At 40.0% G+C, this 17,060-nt stretch carries 15 protein-coding genes; 1 reads left to right on the top strand and 14 read right to left on the bottom strand.

Features of this window, described 5'->3' with window-relative positions; translation table 11 throughout:
- Position 1: 1 nt before the first annotated feature.
- From speA to P3J6_RS14730, 4 genes are all read right to left on the bottom strand, one after another.
- On the bottom strand, positions 2 to 1,915 hold the full coding sequence (speA, locus tag P3J6_RS14715) for a biosynthetic arginine decarboxylase (protein WP_198523423.1): 1,914 nt from the start codon (positions 1,913 to 1,915) through the stop codon (positions 2 to 4).
- A gap of 144 nt (positions 1,916 to 2,059) precedes the next feature.
- Positions 2,060 to 2,518, bottom strand: coding sequence for a GNAT family N-acetyltransferase (locus tag P3J6_RS14720; protein WP_008467955.1), 459 nt, complete (start codon positions 2,516 to 2,518; stop codon positions 2,060 to 2,062).
- A gap of 185 nt (positions 2,519 to 2,703) precedes the next feature.
- Positions 2,704 to 4,263, bottom strand: coding sequence for a BCCT family transporter (locus P3J6_RS14725; protein ID WP_198523424.1), 1,560 nt, complete (start codon positions 4,261 to 4,263; stop codon positions 2,704 to 2,706).
- A gap of 404 nt (positions 4,264 to 4,667) precedes the next feature.
- Entirely contained in the window at positions 4,668 to 6,914 is a 2,247-nt protein-coding gene (locus P3J6_RS14730; protein ID WP_198523425.1) for a putative bifunctional diguanylate cyclase/phosphodiesterase, read from the bottom strand.
- Positions 6,915 to 7,229: 315 nt separating this feature from the next.
- Between P3J6_RS14730 and cysZ the strand changes: the two genes are divergently transcribed.
- Positions 7,230 to 7,940, top strand: coding sequence for a sulfate transporter CysZ (gene cysZ / locus P3J6_RS14735; protein ID WP_218651688.1), 711 nt, complete (start codon positions 7,230 to 7,232; stop codon positions 7,938 to 7,940).
- A 43-nt stretch (positions 7,941 to 7,983) separates the two neighbouring features.
- Here the strand turns inward: cysZ and rlmM are convergent, their stop codons facing one another.
- The 10 genes from rlmM to prmC all read right to left on the bottom strand — a co-directional run bounded on the left by rlmM (position 7,984) and on the right by prmC (position 17,058).
- Complete coding sequence (rlmM, locus tag P3J6_RS14740; RefSeq protein ID WP_055013323.1) at positions 7,984 to 9,069, bottom strand: 23S rRNA (cytidine(2498)-2'-O)-methyltransferase RlmM; 1,086 nt, start codon at positions 9,067 to 9,069, stop codon at positions 7,984 to 7,986.
- A 17-nt stretch (positions 9,070 to 9,086) separates the two neighbouring features.
- The gene (locus P3J6_RS14745; protein ID WP_198523426.1) at positions 9,087 to 9,455 is read right to left on the bottom strand and encodes a DUF423 domain-containing protein; all 369 of its coding nucleotides are present in this window, start codon (positions 9,453 to 9,455) and stop codon (positions 9,087 to 9,089) included.
- Positions 9,448 to 10,104: an alpha/beta family hydrolase gene (locus P3J6_RS14750; protein WP_198523427.1), complete on the bottom strand. Its 657-nt coding sequence runs from the start codon at positions 10,102 to 10,104 to the stop codon at positions 9,448 to 9,450. Before P3J6_RS14750 ends, P3J6_RS14745 begins: the two co-directional genes overlap by 8 nt.
- Positions 10,104 to 11,000 (bottom strand): transcriptional regulator GcvA, encoded by an 897-nt coding sequence (locus tag P3J6_RS14755; RefSeq protein ID WP_198523428.1) that lies wholly within the window; start codon positions 10,998 to 11,000, stop codon positions 10,104 to 10,106. Before P3J6_RS14755 ends, P3J6_RS14750 begins: the two co-directional genes overlap by 1 nt.
- Before the next feature lie 121 nt (positions 11,001 to 11,121).
- Complete coding sequence (gene kdsA, locus P3J6_RS14760) at positions 11,122 to 11,976, bottom strand: 3-deoxy-8-phosphooctulonate synthase (RefSeq protein WP_054202475.1); 855 nt, start codon at positions 11,974 to 11,976, stop codon at positions 11,122 to 11,124.
- A gap of 9 nt (positions 11,977 to 11,985) precedes the next feature.
- Positions 11,986 to 13,239, bottom strand: a complete 1,254-nt coding sequence (locus P3J6_RS14765) for a DUF819 family protein (protein ID WP_138608930.1) — start codon at positions 13,237 to 13,239, stop codon at positions 11,986 to 11,988.
- Between the two features lie 20 nt (positions 13,240 to 13,259).
- Entirely contained in the window at positions 13,260 to 14,087 is an 828-nt protein-coding gene (locus tag P3J6_RS14770) for a tetratricopeptide repeat protein (RefSeq protein ID WP_198523429.1), read from the bottom strand.
- Positions 14,088 to 14,216: 129 nt separating this feature from the next.
- Positions 14,217 to 14,591, bottom strand: a complete 375-nt coding sequence (locus tag P3J6_RS14775) for a SirB2 family protein (RefSeq protein ID WP_054202473.1) — start codon at positions 14,589 to 14,591, stop codon at positions 14,217 to 14,219.
- A gap of 18 nt (positions 14,592 to 14,609) precedes the next feature.
- Complete coding sequence (locus P3J6_RS14780) at positions 14,610 to 16,163, bottom strand: DUF3369 domain-containing protein (protein WP_198523812.1); 1,554 nt, start codon at positions 16,161 to 16,163, stop codon at positions 14,610 to 14,612.
- A gap of 55 nt (positions 16,164 to 16,218) precedes the next feature.
- On the bottom strand, positions 16,219 to 17,058 hold the full coding sequence (prmC, locus tag P3J6_RS14785) for a peptide chain release factor N(5)-glutamine methyltransferase (protein WP_198523430.1): 840 nt from the start codon (positions 17,056 to 17,058) through the stop codon (positions 16,219 to 16,221).
- Between the last annotated feature and the right edge of the window lie 2 nt (positions 17,059 to 17,060).

Below are 17,060 nucleotides of genomic sequence, written 5' to 3' on the forward strand. Positions count from 1 at the left end.
CTTATAACTCTTCTAAATAAGTGTAGCCATCAAGGCCGCTTTGCAACTCGTCTAAAACGCTTTGCTGTTCATCAGGTGCAATTTTTGCGCTGACTAACTGCGCGTATGACTGCTGAAAACCTTCAACATCTAAATGTACATAACGCATCATGTCAGCCACAGTATCACCATGATTAATCTCTGTAATGCTAGCAACACCTTGCTCATCCATATTGACAATAGCACTGTGCGTATCACCAAATAAGTTATGCATATCGCCTAAAATCTCTTGATAGGCACCTACTAAGAAAAACCCCATTAAATAAGGTTTATCTGCTGTAAACTCTGGTACTGGTAACGTACTTTCAATACCTTGACCATCTACATAATGCTCTAATGCGCCATCTGAATCACAGGTGATATCTAGTAACACAGCCCGTTTTTGTGGAGCTTGCGTTAAACCACTTAAAGGCAATACCGGAAACACTTGGTCAATACCCCACGCGTCAGGCAATGACTGAAACAATGAGAAATTGACAAAAAACTTGTCCGCTAAACGCGCATTCAGTTCATCAATAATCGGACGATGGAAACGATTTTTGTTATCCATTAATTTATTAAGCTCATAACACACACGCAAATTAATTTGCTCGGCCCATGCGCGTTGAGTTAAATCTAATAATCCCATCGCAAACTGACTATGCGCTTCAGCTAAATCACCTTGGCTGTCGTGAAAAATCTCAATTAATGCACGGTCATCAGTAAGTACATGCAATTGTTGCCATGAAATCCACATATTTTTAAGTAATTGCGGCGCATCATCAGCTGGCGCTTCTATTTCTTCTGGTGCATATGTTTCGGTGCCAATTACATTGGAAATAAGCACTGCATGGTGCGCCGTTAATGCTCTTCCCGACTCTGAAATAATGGTAGGGAAAGGCTGTTCATACTGCTTACAAATATCACCGATGGTGTACACAATATTATTTGCGTATTCGGCCAAGCTATAATTCATTGAGTTGTGTGATTGACTGCGCGTGCCATCATAATCAACCGCTAAACCGCCACCTACATCAAGGCACTCTATTTGTGCACCCAACTTGCGTAGTTCACAATAAAAACGCGCAGCTTCACTTACACCTAAGCGTACATCACGAATATTGGCCATTTGCGACCCTAAGTGAAAATGCACAAGCTGTACTAAATCAAGCTGATCAGTTTCTTTTAAACGGTTTACTACATACAGCACTTGTGAAGCAGACAACCCAAACTTCGATTTTTCACCGCCACTGGCCTGCCATTTACCTTTGCCTTGCGAGGCTAAACGCACACGAATACCAATGCGCGGTTTTACATTAAGTTCTTTGGCTTGGCTAAGTACCATGTCCAGCTCAGACAGTTTCTCAAGTACGATATACACTTTATGGCCCAGCTTTTCGCCAATCAGCGCTAAGCGCACATATTCTTTATCTTTGTAGCCATTACACACAATCACCGCACTGGTTTTTTCAGCCAATGCTAATACGGTTAATAACTCTGGCTTGCTGCCTGCTTCTAAACCTAGCTGTTTTTTTTCTACTTGTGCTTGACTGGCAACAATTTCTTCAACGACTTCGCGCTGTTGATTTACTTTAATCGGATAAACTAATAAATAGTCTTTTGGATACCCATAGCTTTCTATTGCGGTATTAAATGCGCCACATAAGCTATGCACACGATGGTGTAATATTTGTGGAAAACGAACGAGTGCTGGCAAACTTAAGCCTTTTTCTTCAAGCTGCTTAGCAATGTCTGTTAGTGCAATGGTTTGCTGTGGGGCATCAGCCTTTGGCGCAACATACACATCACCTTGATCATTAATACCGAAAAAACCTTGGCTCCAATGACGAACGTTGTAGCTCGTACGAGCTTGTTCTAGTGATGTTGTCTCTTTCATTTATCTTTCTCTTTTATTTATGAATGCCAAACCGGCTAGTTGCCGCGCATTAAAAGAAAAATAGTGATTCATGTCCAACAAGTATTTCTACTCGTAACGAGTTAGGATTGAAATTGATAAATAAAAGCTTCAAACAAAGCAGTATTAGCTGAGCGCAAGCTCCATAAATAAGCTATTCGGGTTTTCTGTGTATTCACCAAAAGGAGCACATTGCACAAACCCTAAATTCTCATAAAGATGGATTGATTGTATTTGCTTTGGTCCTGTTTCTAGTTTTATGATTGGGATTTCTTCTTCGCCTGCATAGTGCAATAGAATTTGCATAATACGCCGTGATAAGCCTTTTCCGCGATAGCTAGGTTTTACGTAAAGCCGTCTAATTTCGCCATACCAGCTACCATCAAATTGCTTTACTATCGCGCCACAGGCAACTATTCCGTCTTGATTTTTTAACCCTACAGCGTAAACGCCCGGTAGGCCAAGCTCATTAACTGTAAGCGCTTGTGAAGTTGCTACAGGATATAATGAGCTAATAAGTCGATCTATGTCAGCAAATACGTTGATCACATCCTGATCACAAGGGTCTAAGTCGACTAACTGCATGGTTTATCTCAAGGTTATGCTTAAATATATTTAAACTATACCGTATCGATAGGAATGAACAACCTACTTAGGCTAAGTTATTTTTAGTGGGTTAGTTTATTGCTAGGATAATAAATAGCTCAATAACAAGGTGAGAATATGATGTACCCAGAAAAAGAGCGCTTATTAGCGCTCTTTATCAATTATTAAAGCCCTTGTTCATCTGCCATTTTCTTAACTATTTGTGGTGCTGTCCACAACGAAGGTAGTAACACAAACGAAACTGGCACCGCAGTGACAACAATAAACGACTGCAAGGCTGAAATTCCGCCCTCGCCTATAGAAATAAGCAACGCCGCCATCACCCCCATCATAATCCCCCAAAACACTCGAATAGACGTTTGTGGGTGATCGGTACCCGTCATTACCATAGATACCGAATACGTCATTGAATCACCTGTTGTTGCCACAAAAATAGTGGTCAGTACTAAAAATAACACCGACACAACAAATCCCATAGGTAACTGCTCAGTGATGGCTAACAATGCCGCTGGCAAATTAAGCCCAGCAAAAGGCTCTGATATAACGCCAGGATTATTTAATTCAAAAAAGATGCCTGAGCCGCCAACAATAGTAAACCAAAAACACGTGATCACAGGGGCAACCACAGAAATAAGTAAAATCATTTCACGAATAGTACGTCCACGGGATATACGTGCAACGAACATAGCCATTAATGGGCCATAACCTAAAAACCAGCCCCAAAAGAATACAGTCCACCAGTCTAGCCACGGTTTATCGGCACGAAATGTAGCCATAGGAATAAAGTTATCTAAATACAAACCGAAGGAGTGAATGTAACTGTCGATAATAAACGCAGTTGGCCCCATTAGTAATATAAACAACATCAGCAACACGGCCAGTACAACATTAAAACGGCTTAGTAGCTGAATACCTTTGGTAACCCCACTTACCGCTGAAAGTGTGTAAATTCCAATTAAGCTAAATAAAATAACCACCTGCGTGGTGTAGGTATCAGGAATGGCAAACAACTTTTCTAGACCAAAACTCACTTGTAAACCTAAAAAACCAATAGGACCAACAGTGCCAGCAACCACAGCGAGTACACAACATGCATCAACAATAGTACCAAGCGCACCTTTCATTGCGCGATCGCCAAATACGGGGTAAAGCAAAGTGCGCGGTTTAAGCGGTAAGCCTTTTTCGTAATGGAGATGCATATAAACAATACCGGTCAAACTACCTAAAATAGCCCAGGCTAAAAAACCCCAGTGCATAAAGCTTTGTGCAAGGGCGTTATAGGCGGCATCCCTTGTGCCAGTTTCACCACCAAATAACGGGGGCGGAGAAATAAAGTGTGCCATTGGCTCTGCTGCGGCCCAAAATACACCGCCACCTGCAAGCAAAGTGCACATAATTATACTGATCCATTTGAAGGTAGATATTTCAGGTGTTTTTAAACCACCCAGCACCACTGAACCGGTGCGGCCTACGGCCAAAAATATGCCAATCACAAAGGTTAATAACAGCAGAACTTGCCAAAAGGCGCCAAATATTTTGGTGGAGAAGGCAAAGGCAGAGTTTATCCAATCCGACATCAGTTTTATGTCGTACAGTGCCAGCGCGGCAAATAAAACTAATATACCGCCACTGATTAAAAAAACGGGTATATCAACCCCTTCCAGAAACTTTACTCGGGGAGAGTGTATTTCACCCGACTTTAAAGCTGCTTTCGTGGTATTCATTTATCGCTCCTAATGGTTTTTTACAGTTACCGACATAGCGACATACCATGACATAACCCTAAACCATAGTTACAACGAACGAAAAAGCAACTCAAAAGCAAGTTTCAAGTACCTGTCGTGTTTACGTTTAGATAATGTCACAACAAGTAGACTTATTGCCAATTCCTGACTAGTTTAACGCGTTAAAAACGCTAAACCAATGCCACAGCAATGATTTGTGCAACTGTTACAAAATAGTAAAAAACTCATTACACTTAGCTAGCAAACAAACAAAAAGTATACATTTCTGTTTGAGCTAAAACGCAGTAAGTTAGCAAACGTTACTGCCCAATTAGAGGTTAAACAAAGCGACTTATTGATTGGGGTAACTAAACTTGTCGCCTCAGTTAGTAACAAGCACGATGTTATTGGTGCTCTTTATGCCATTTTAAGTAATTGCTGTGTGTTAATGGTTTTGCAAATAAGAACCCTTGCACTGCGTTTACACCCATAGACTTTAATATATGTAGTTGCTCAGCACTTTCGACCCCTTCGGCTACAATATTAATATCTAAACTATGACCTAAACCAATAATAGACTGAACTATGCTTTGCCCCGATGCGTTATCCAACACTTTATCAATAAAGCTTTTATCTATTTTTAGTTCGTCTATCGGTAAAACACTCAAGTGCTTTAAACACGAGTAGCCGGTACCAAAGTCATCAATTGAAAATACAAATCCCTGCGACTTTAGCTCTTTCATTTGCTTTACCGTACTCATTAAATCACCCGCTAACATGGACTCAGTGATCTCTAATTTAATTTGTGAGGGTAATACATCATACGTCTCAATCGCTTTAAACAATTCTCCTTTTAAAGTAGAAGAATTAAACTGACACTGGCTAATGTTAATAGACACATTAAACTGGTTTTTCAGTGCGTCATCAGCTCGCAGCGTTTCCAGTAAAATACAAATATCGCGCAATACAATGTTTTGTAACTTTTGAATTAAGCCAAATTGCTCGGCAATCGGAATAAACGAATTAGGAGAGATTAGTCCTTTGGTTGGGTGATTCCATCGTATGAGTGCTTCTGCACCAATAATACTGCCATCAATTGATAATTGAGGCTGAAAGTAAGCACAAAATTCATCACATGCAATCGCTCTGACTATATCTGTTTCAAGCTCAGTTTGATTTTCCAGTAAGGTTTGCAGTGCAGGATCGTAAAAGCTACTACTATTACCGCCTTTCATTTTAGAGCGATACATGGCGGTATCTGCAAATTTTAAAATATTTTCGCTAATAGCATTGGCGTTATTAATTAAACATATACCTATACTGCAGCTAACTTGAAACGCCAAATCCCCTATCTCAAACTTGTCATAAAAAACGCTTTGTACCACTTTAGCCATTAATTCTGATTCAAGACTCGCTTGCTTATGGCTATCTCCTACATTCTCAATGAGTATAATAAATTCATCACCGCCCACGCGGGCAAGGGTATCTGTTGGGTTTAAAACACGCGTTAGTCGCTGTGATAGCTCAACCAGTATTTCATCACCGGCATTGTGCCCTAATGAGTCGTTTATACGTTTAAAATTATCTAAATCTAAAAATAAGAGTGCACCCGTGTGATCAGACTGCTTAATTTGTTCAACATACATACTGAGTTTATCATTGAGCATTCTGCGGTTCGGGAGGTTTGTAAGCGGGTCAAAAAATGCTAACCGTTGCACCTCTTCTTCTGCCGCTTTACGAGTAGAGATATCTCTGGCCATCCATACTACATGTCGCTGAGAGGGATTATTAGGTTGGTAACTTTCAAGCGGGGCTGTTCGTCCTTCAAATGTAAGTTGTTTACCTTTTATATTTAGCTGATACTCAAACACTTGAACTTCATTAGTTTGAAGCGTTTTGGCAATTACCGCCATAATAGGATTAGCATCCTCGGGAGGCATAATATCTCTGACATTTCGATTAATCACATGCTCTTGGCTTAAATATAAACTTTCATTAATAGTGCCGTAAACGTTGGTATACTCCCCTTCTTCACTCAAAATGAGGGTTAGATCGGGAAGTACTTTTGCGAAGGCTTTAAACTTTTCATTACTTTGCTGTAATTCTGCAAGTAACACTTTTGATTTTAGTGACTCTGTGTGCTTTTCTAAAGCAATACTGGTGAAATCAACAAAAAAGTCTATTAACTCTAAATCTTGAGGTGTCGGTGACTTGGCACTGTCATGATAAATTGCAAAAGTGCCTAATATGTCTGATTGTGTTGAAATAATAGGGGTTGACCAGCACGACCTTAGATCAAAACTCAATGCCAACGCTTTATAGTTTTCCCATAAGGGTGATGTTGCAATATCTGAGGCTATTACTCGCTTTTTTTCATACACAGCAGTACCGCATGAGCCAACACTGGGGCCGATATGTACGCCATTAATTGCCTCACAGTAACCCTTTGCAATATTAGGCGCCGCACTATGAAATAACTGCTCACCTTTGAGTGTTAATATAGAGCACTTTGCAGAGGAGTCTTCAATAAGATCCTCAATAGATAAACAAATATTTTCAAGTACTTCATCAAGTGGCGCACCCAAGGCTATTTTAGATAATATACTTTGTTGCTGAGAAAGCAGCTTTCTGACTCTCATGATTTCAATCAAATTATATTCCTCAACAGTCACTTACGCTAAATGCGCCGCTATATTCTATATAATAATTTATTATAGTCTTTTGACTATACATAATATTGAAATTAGCATCTATGGTAATTTTGTCTATTGCCGAGCATTTTATTTCATTAAGCACTTTCGAAGAATTCAAAGCAATTGCCCAAGCTAGCAATTTATTATCATTCTATTTGAAATACCATTTATTAAATACTTTGTTACTTAAAAGTACTGTTTAAAATCATCAGGCTATTTATAATAGCTAAAATATAAATAATTGGTGAGGTTAGTGTGCAAATAACACAAGGTATGGAATATTTTTTTTCCGGGTTTAAGTTAATTAGTCAAAAAGGGCTAAAACGCTTTGTGCTTATACCCCTACTTATTAATATTTTATTATTTGGTAGCTCCTTATTCTTTTTATTTGGCTGGCTTAGTGATGGCTTTAACGCTGTAAATTCAATGCTTCCAGAATGGCTTAGTTGGCTCGAATGGTTAATGTGGCCAATTGCTGTACTGGTGGTGCTGTTTAGTTACAGTATGTTATTTACCGTTATTACTAACTTTATAGCCGCCCCTTTCAATGGCTTACTAAGTGAAAAAGTTGAGCTGTATTTAACTGGTCAAAAAATTAACGACGATGGATTAGCTGATTTAGTAAAAGATGTGCCGCGAATGCTGGGCCGAGAATGGACTAAGCTTTGCTACTACCTCCCACGCGCAATCGGCTTTTTTATTCTATTGTGGGTGTTACCGGTAATAGGCCAAGTGCTCTGGGTGCTTTTTACCTGCTGGATGTATGCGGTGCAATATAAAGATTATGCTTTTGATAACCACAAAATCAGCTTTACCCAAATGAAAAATGATCTAAAAAGCAAACAAGGCTTATCTTACGGGTTTGGTTTTGCAGTGATGCTGCTAACCGCTATCCCATTTATAAATTTAATTGTAATGCCTGTGGCAGTATGCGGCGCTACACGGTTATGGGTTGAGCATTACCGACCACAATATCGTAGTTAAAAAAAATGGGCCTGTTGGCCCATTTTTTATACTCGCCAATCAATTAACTATATAAGCTTTGTGGTACTTTAATTACGTTTAAGTGCACCGTTATCTCTTCACGATCATGGTACAAATGCTTAGCTTGTAATTCGTAGCTAATACCGAACTTCGCCATTTCCTCCCTAATCATTTTTAGACATTCATATACACTATCAAAGCGTTTTTTCATCGGTAGTTTTAGATTAAAAATAAGCTCTTTTGCATAGGCATTTACTGCCCAGTCAATCATCAAGTTAGTTACTTTCGTTGGTTTTTCTACCATATCGCAAACTAACCAGGTTATGTTTCTTTTTTCTGGGCGGTATTTAAAACCATCTTCTCTAAAATGTTTTACTTGTCCTGTTTCCATTAAACTTTCATTCATTGGGCCATTATCTATCGCGCTAACAAACATACCACGGCGAACCAACTGATAAGTCCAACCACCTGGGCAAGCACCTAAATCAACGCTGCGCATCCCAGCTTGTACTCTTGACTCACGCTGCTGCTCAGGAATAAATACATTAAATGCTTCATCTAACTTAAGGGTTGAACGGCTTGGGCCATCGTTTGGCATACGTAAACGCAGAATCCCCATAAAGAAAGGTGAGTTGTTGTAGCTATAAGAGTGACCCACATACGCAGTATTATTAGCTAAAAACAGCACATGCATTACTGGACGATTGGCTTTTGGTTCACGCAATACGGTGTTTTGTTTCTCGAGCGCTTTTTTAAGCGGAGTTGATATCTTTTTACAAAAAGTCAGTAACTCTTTGCCCTCGTTGGTATCGGGTGTTTCTACTCGTAGTTCAGAGCATAAAGTAAAGTCTTTTGCGGCATCTACAATGGCGCCCACTCTATCCTCTAATGGCATATTTTCTATCAGGTTACCGGCAAACCATTGGCGTGCAAATACCATATTTTTAAAATCAACTTTTTTGATTATTTCGTCGCTGTGCTGCGCTTCAAAACATTCATAAATAACATAACCGGTATTTGGTTTTGCTTTTACATACCCAGCAAACCCTTGCTCGGCGGCGTGAAACGTTATTTCAGCAGCGGCATCGCTTTCAAAACCACTACGACAGTAAATCACAACACTAGACATATTAACCCTTAAACTCTTTAAAACTTAAATCGTGCAACTTGCACTAAAATAACTATCCAACCAATAATAAAACATAGTCCACCTAGTGGTGTAATTGGGCCCAGCCACTTTAAGCCGGTTAAAGCCAGTAAATATAAGCTGCCACTAAATAACAGTGTACCCGCTATAAAAAAACCACCTGCCATGCTTAAGTTAATTCCCCACTTTATTAAGGTTGCCACTGCAATCAGTGCCAGCCCATGTACCATTTGATACTCGGCGGCGGTTTTAAAAATACCAATAGCGTAATCTGATAAGCGACTTTTTAAACCATGGGCAGCAAATGCGCCCAGTATCACTGAAAGCATACAAAAAAAGCTGCCTGCGAGTAAAAATAGTTTAATCATGTTTTTCCTCTTTTACATTCTCAATGGTGCTTTTGATAAAGTTAGCCGCCTGCATTGCTGCAACATTCAGGTTTTGTTGCTCAGTCACGCCACTTTTTTTACGTGGTTTTAGTGAGTGGTCACCATCAGTTAACCATATATACTGCGGCTGTTTTGGCATTGCCATTGTGGCAAGCTCTTCGCGGGTGCCAAAGGTGTCTCGTTCACCTTGTAGTACTAAAAAAGGACATGGTATGTCTGCAAAGTGATCAGTGCGGAGCTTTTCTGGCTTGCCTGGTGGATGAAACGGATAACCAAACGCAAGTACACCTAAAACAGCATGCGAGGTTGAGCAAGCAAGCATAGACGCCATGCGCCCGCCCATTGATTTACCCCCTATAAATAGCGGTAAATTTTCATCAGCTTGAGTAAGTATATGCTCAAAATATGTAAGTAATTTTGGTGCTCGCTCTGGTGGGCGACGTTTATTGGTTTGTTTAGCAATTTGCATGTATTCAAAATCAAACAGCCCAACGTCAATACCATACTCACTGAGCTGATTGGCCATGGTTTGCATAAACTCAGAATCTCTGCCAGCCCCTGCACCATGCGCAAATATAAACTGTGCGATTGCAGGTTGCTGATTACTTTTAACCCATTCAATGCTCATTAATATTCTTGCTCCTGCTCAACTAGGCTTAACATCCAATCTTTAAATGACACAATTTTACCTAATTCATTTTGCGACTCACGGATCACCAAATAATAGGCGTTTTTACTTTCTAAACTGTGATTAAACGGGATCACTAATCTACCTGCATCAATATCTGGTTTTGCTAAAACACTATTACCAATTGCAACACCTTGGCCATGTACCGCAGCTTGCAGCACCATAGAGGAATGACTAAAAATAGGCCCTTGGTTAACTTGTATGTTGCGAACACCCGCGGTTTTCATCCACGTTTTCCAGTTTTTACGAGTGGTGTCATGCAACAAGGTATGGTTTGCTAAATCACTTGGTTGATTAAGCGCTCTAGGGCCACTTAACAATAATGGGCTACACAGTGGCACTAAGTATTCAGTGTGCAATTTATAAGCTTGTACGCCACTCCAATGACCGCGACCATAATAAATTGAAATATCAACATCGTCTGTTAACGAGTTTTCGTCCTGATCTTGGGCTTTAATTCGCACATCAATTTCAGGGTGTAACTCGTTAAATAAGCTCAATCGAGGAATAAGCCATTGAATCGCAAAGCTCGGGGTTAAACTCACTGTTAGCGAGCCTTTTGCACCACGGGCTAGTAGCTTTTCGGTTGCGTCAATTAGCTGAGTAAAAATCTCTTTAATATCTAAAAAGTAGCCTTGACCTTCTTCGGTTAGAAGTAACGAGCGATTTTTACGCAAAAACAACTTTAACCCTAAGTGCTCTTCGAGGGTTTTAATTTGATGGCTTACCGCAGCCTGCGTCACATACAACTCTTCTGCGGCTTTAGTAAAGCTTAAATGACGGGCTGCAGCTTCAAAAGCTTTTAGCGCGTTTAATGGAGGAACTCGTCTTGACATGGCAACCAAGCTTAGAATTAGTTTTTCTTATGCGGTGAATTATATACCTATGCTGGGAAAGAGTATATTCAAGCCACAAAAAAAGCGACCTAAGTCGCTTTTTTATGAGTTAATCACTCTTTTATAAATCGCTAGCACTGGTATCAAGCGGAGCAAAGCTTTTGATTAAATCATCAACCGCTTTCATTTGCGATAAGTACCCTTCTAATTTACTCAGTGCTAATGCACAAGGGCCATCACATTTTGCTTCATTTGGATTTGGGTGTGCTTCAATAAATAAGCCTGCAATACCCAGTGCCATGCCACTACGAGCCAGTTCTGCTGCTTGAGCACGACGACCATCGGCTGAATCAGCTCGACCGCCAGGACGTTGTAGCGCATGAGTAGCGTCAAATATAACGGGCGCCATGGTTTTCATGTCATCCATACCCAGCATATCAACCACTAGGTTGTTATAACCAAAGCTTGAACCACGTTCACACAAGGCCACATTATTATTGCCCGCTTCATTAAATTTAGTAATGATATGACGCATTTCATGTGGGGCTAAAAACTGTGGCTTTTTCACATTAATAATCGCGCCTGTTTTTGCCATTGCAACCACTAAGTCTGTTTGACGAGCCAAAAATGCCGGTAGCTGAATAACATCAACAACCTCTGCAACCGGTGCTGCTTGATGAGGTTCATGCACATCGGTGATCAGCGGAATATTAAAGGTATTTTTAATCTCTTCAAATATCTTTAAGCCTTCTTCCATGCCCGGACCACGGTAAGAATTGATTGACGAGCGATTGGCTTTATCAAATGACGCCTTAAATACATAAGGAATATTTAATTTAGTGGTCACTTCAACATAATGCTCGGCAATACGCATCGCTAAATCACGAGATTCCAGCACATTCATGCCACCAAATAAAACGAAAGGTTTATCATTTGCCAGTTCTATCTGATTAATATTTATAACTTGGTTGTTCATTTTAATTCCTTATGGTGCAACTGCTTGCATCATTAATCCACAAATATACGCCATATATGTACCTACACCGTAGCCTAGTACTGCTAATAAAACGCCTACCGGTGCCAGTGATGGATGAAACGCAGCGGCGACAACAGGGGCCGAGGCCGCGCCACCTACATTGGCCTGAGAGCCAACAGCCATGTAAAATAACGGCGCTTTAATTAGTTTAGCAACAATCAGCATTAAGCTGGCGTGAGTTAGCATCCAAATTGCACCAAGCACAAAATACATTGGTGAATCAAAAATCGCCATCACATTCATATGCAGGCCAATTGATGCTACTAAGATATATAAAAATGCTGATGCCACTTTAGACGAGCCAAAGGCTTCGATATGACGCACTCTAGTGAACGATAAACTAATGCCTATAGTGGTCGATATAACAATAAGCCAAAAGAACTTACTATTTAAACTGTATTCTTTTGCCCATGCATAGTTATTGGCAAAGAACGGTCCTAAAATATCAGCACAAAAATGTGCTAAACCAGTAATACCAAAGGCAATAGCAATAATCATCATGTAATCATTCAGCGTTGGCATACGGGCATGCTCTGCATGGTATTTTTCAACACGCTGTTTTAAATCTTCAATCGCAGTGGTATCGGCCCCCGCTTTGGCATCAATCGCTTTATGGTTAGCCGCCATTAATAATAATACCGCCATCCATAAATTAGCCACAATCACATCAACAGTAACCATAGCAGAGAAGATATCACCGCCAACTTCAAACATCTCTTTCATAGACGCTTGGTTTGCGCCGCCGCCAATCCAGCTGCCAGCAATAGTTGTCATACCGCGCCAAACCGCATCTGGGCCATGTCCGCCCACTGCTTCAGGGTAGACGGCACTCATGATTAAAATAGCTAATGGGCCACCAATCACAATACCAGCGGTTCCTGTTAAGAACATAATTAATGCTTTAGGACCTAGGTTAATAATCGCTCTTAAATCAATGCTAATGGTTAATAAAATTAAACACGCAGGTAATAAATACCGCGAGGCAACGTAATACACACTCGATTGCGAGCCATCAACAATACCAAAGGTATTTAGCAACGATGGTAAAAAATAACACAGCAATAATGCAGGCACATATTTGTAAAATGCGACCAGCCCTGGGCGCTGACTTGACGAGGTTTTAAAAATAAAGCCTAAAATAATCGCTAGTAAGCCAAGTACAACAGCATCATTGGTGATTAAGGCAGTTTGGGGATCAGCCATAACGTTTCCTATTTTTATTTTTAATGGTGGGTCTTATGATTATCTTCAAGTTCTTCGATTTGATGTTGGATGACTTCAATAGCAGGGTCGTCGGGACACTCATCAACAAAAAATTGTAAATCATCTCGTGCCATTTTAGGGCATCCTAGCTGATTTAGTAAATAGCCTCTGTCGCGTCGCTCATAGGGATCATCCCCTAGCATTTCCATTAACAAATCAACGCAAGTTAACGCATGACCAAATTTGTTCTCACTAATAAAAGACCATTTTTGTTGCGCTAAAAATAATTTATATACTTCGTCTTCAAAAATAAGCTCAAGAGGCTCTTGCTCTTGTGCATTATCTTCGTTGGTATTTTCAGGAATGATATACCAGCTTTGTTGACCACTACTTGGCTCAACAATGTACCCTTCATCATCGCTCATTGCGACGTGAATGCCCACTTCGCCTTGAGTTATGCTTACACTAGCATCAAGTTTTGCGTGCTGTAAAAAATGGCATAATAAAATAGCTAAGGTAGTGGGTGTACCACTGCGCATAGACAAGGTGTAGCTAATACTGTTTAGCTTGTACTCAGGTACTTTAAGGCTTGACGCACTAAATAACCACTGACTGTAAAAACAATCAAGTAATTGTTCTAAACGCTCGTGCATGTCGCGTGTTTGCGAACAAATAGTCTTTATTTGTTGCTCAAACGCGGTCAATATTTCAAGACTTGGTGTTAAGTCTATTTGAGGGTCCCATTTAGCTTCTGCTTTAATACAACGATATATTGCCGGTGGCAAAAAGTCATCGTAGGCATCTTCTATATAAGATTCATCGTGTTCATCAAACCCGAGGGTGGTCATTCATACTACAACATTCTAGAAAACGAACACGTAGTTTACCTAATTTTAAGGTTAGATACCAATAATCAGAAATGAAATAAAGAGGCAAGCTTTACACCATAGGTGTAAAGCTTAAGCAAATATTGTTAATTACAACAATAGCGGGGCTTTAGCAGTTGCTAAAAAGCCAATAGCTAAGATAACCGCAGTGTTAAACACTAAAAACATAACTTTAGGTAATGTTGTGGTTTGCTTAGCACTAATAATCCCAACGGCGATATAAATAACCACCAGCACAATTTTTTCTAATAGCCAAAGTTGCTCTAGTGGGTTTATTTTAGCCATGGCCATTAAAGTAATAGCCGAGATAATTAGTAAGGTATCTATACTGTGGCTACCAATGAAAACCACTTTATTTTTAGCAAGGCTGCCACTGCCCATGCGAGAAAAAGAACGTACGTAAAATAAAATAATACTCACTAGCGCAATCGCCATGTGCGTATGTTTTAATGCTAAATAATCCATGTTTATTTTTACTTCTGTTTAGTTATGTGCTTTATCAGGAAAGCGTAAAATTACCGCTTCAAGTTCTTCAAGTTTATCATTGAATACATCAACAAGTTTAGGATCAAAATGCGTACCTTTGTTTGCATTGATCTCAGCAACGGCTTCTTCAAGTGTCCACGCACCTTTATAACACCGTTTATGACGCAGTGCATCATACACATCGGCCAATGCCACTATGCGAGCATAAATATCGATACTCTCGCCTTTTAAGCCGCAAGGGTAACCAGACCCATCCCATTTTTCGTGATGTTGCTGTGCAATTAAGGCCCCTGCACTGACTATTTTACGCGGTGAATCTTTTAAAATGGCGTAGCCTTTGCCTGCATGGGTTTTCATAACTTCCCACTCATCACTGTTTAATTTACCGGGTTTATTTAAAATAGCATCCGGAATACCTATTTTACCCACATCATGTAAAGGCGATGCAAAACGAATTAAATTCGCTTGCTCTTCAGATAATCCATATCCTATTGCTAACTCATAACAAATATAAGCAACCCGCTTTACGTGATTACCCGTCTCGCATGAGCGTTGTTCAACCGCTTCACTTAAACGATAAACAAGTTCTTGTTGGGTAGCTTCAACTTCAGTATGTAATTGTACATTTTCAAATGCCAACTGCACATTTTGAGAAAAAATTTCGATTAGATTTCGTTGCGTATCTGTCAGTTTCGATGGCACCCCGGATACAAATAACATCGAATTATGATTAAACTTACTACTACAATAGGCAAACAAATAGTCATCTTTGTACACAATTGCTTTGTTAGCTAGGGCTTCTTGGCACGCTAAGAGTTGATCTGCTGCTAATACTGTTTCTAGCTCTTCCCCTTCGCGCTTAGCAAAATCACCAGTGCCAGAGCAAACAATCAGTTTTTTATTTAATTCCTCTGACGGATTTTGCGCAACTAAGGTAGTGGCATACATAGCTTCGTCGGCCACATTAAGTAAAGACGTTAGCTGCTGCATCACCCCTTCAATAAAGTTATCCATTGAATGAGTTGCAAAAATATTGCGAGAGGCGGTTATTATTTTTTCCAGCCCCTCACGTGACTGCTCAATAGAAATAATATCGCGATACGAACGAAGACTAGCCATCATCACGGTGAATAGTTTTTGTGCGGTGAGTTCTGTTTTAGATTTGTAGTCATTTATGTCGTAATTGACAATGACTTGACGCTCAGGGGCTTGACCTGGTTGCCCAGTGCGTAAAATGATACGAATGTAATTATTTTTAACGGTATTGCGTATGTATTTCGCGACTTGCAAACCAGCGTCGTCAGTTTCCATAACAACATCGAGTAGGATGATGGCTGCATCTGGGTGCTCATCAATTAACTTTTTTGCTTCTGCACCTGAATATGCGCTAATAAATTCCAAACGTTTATCTTGGAACTTAAAGTCACTCAATGCTAAACGGGTAACAGCGTGAACCTCTGGCTCATCATCAACTATTAAAACTTTCCATGTTCCTTGCTCTTCACTTGCTACTTCAGGTGGTTGTTCATTTGAAAATAAAAAATCTTCCATCACATAGAATTCCTTAAACCATATGCAAACAAACAACGGAGCTACTATAAATAATTTAGGGCCATTGTCCGAACGTTACGCGGTCGTTATTACCAAGATCTTTCACTGTGCTTACATTTATAAACGCCATTTGATTGAAAATATGACGCACAGCTGCACTTTGCTCAAATCCGTGTTCAATTAAAAGATAGCCACTTGCGTGTAAATAGTCACGTGATTGTGTAATTATTTGTTTAATATCAGCCATTCCTGCATCATCTGCGACTAATGCAGACAAAGGTTCAAAGCGCACGTCGCCTTGATGTAAGTGAACATCGTCATGTTCTATATAGGGTGGATTGGTTACAATTAGATCAAATTTTTTGTTTTTTAACGCACTAAACCAGTTACTCTGCTCAACAGTCACATTATTAATAGCTAATCGCTCTTGGTTGCGCTTTGCCAACGCTACCGCATCATCAATACGATCAACAGCAATAATATCCCATGAGGGCATTTCGCTCCCAAGTGCCAGTGCTATAGCTCCCGTGCCCGTGCCTAAATCAAGTACTTTCGCGTTTTTAGGCACTTTGCACTCAAGCGCAAGCTCAACTAAGGTTTCTGTATCAGGTCGAGGGATTAGCGTTGTTGGGTTCACTTCAAACTGCAAACTCCAAAATTCACGACAGCCGGTAATATGCGAAACAGGTTCGCCTTGTAAGCGACGTTCACAGGCACGTTGAAATGCCTGATACTGCTCATCTGTGAGCTGTTTTTCAGGCCAAGTAAATAAATAACTTCGTGGCTTTTGTAAAATATTGAGCAGTAAAACTTGTGCATCTAACTTTGCGCTATCACTACTTGATGCTAATAAATTAGCACCTGTAGCAATAGCGTTTTCAACAGAAGGGGTCACGA

This window comes from Pseudoalteromonas sp. 3J6 (assembly GCF_903995135.1).
Taxonomy (GTDB): Bacteria; Pseudomonadota; Gammaproteobacteria; order Enterobacterales; family Alteromonadaceae; genus Pseudoalteromonas.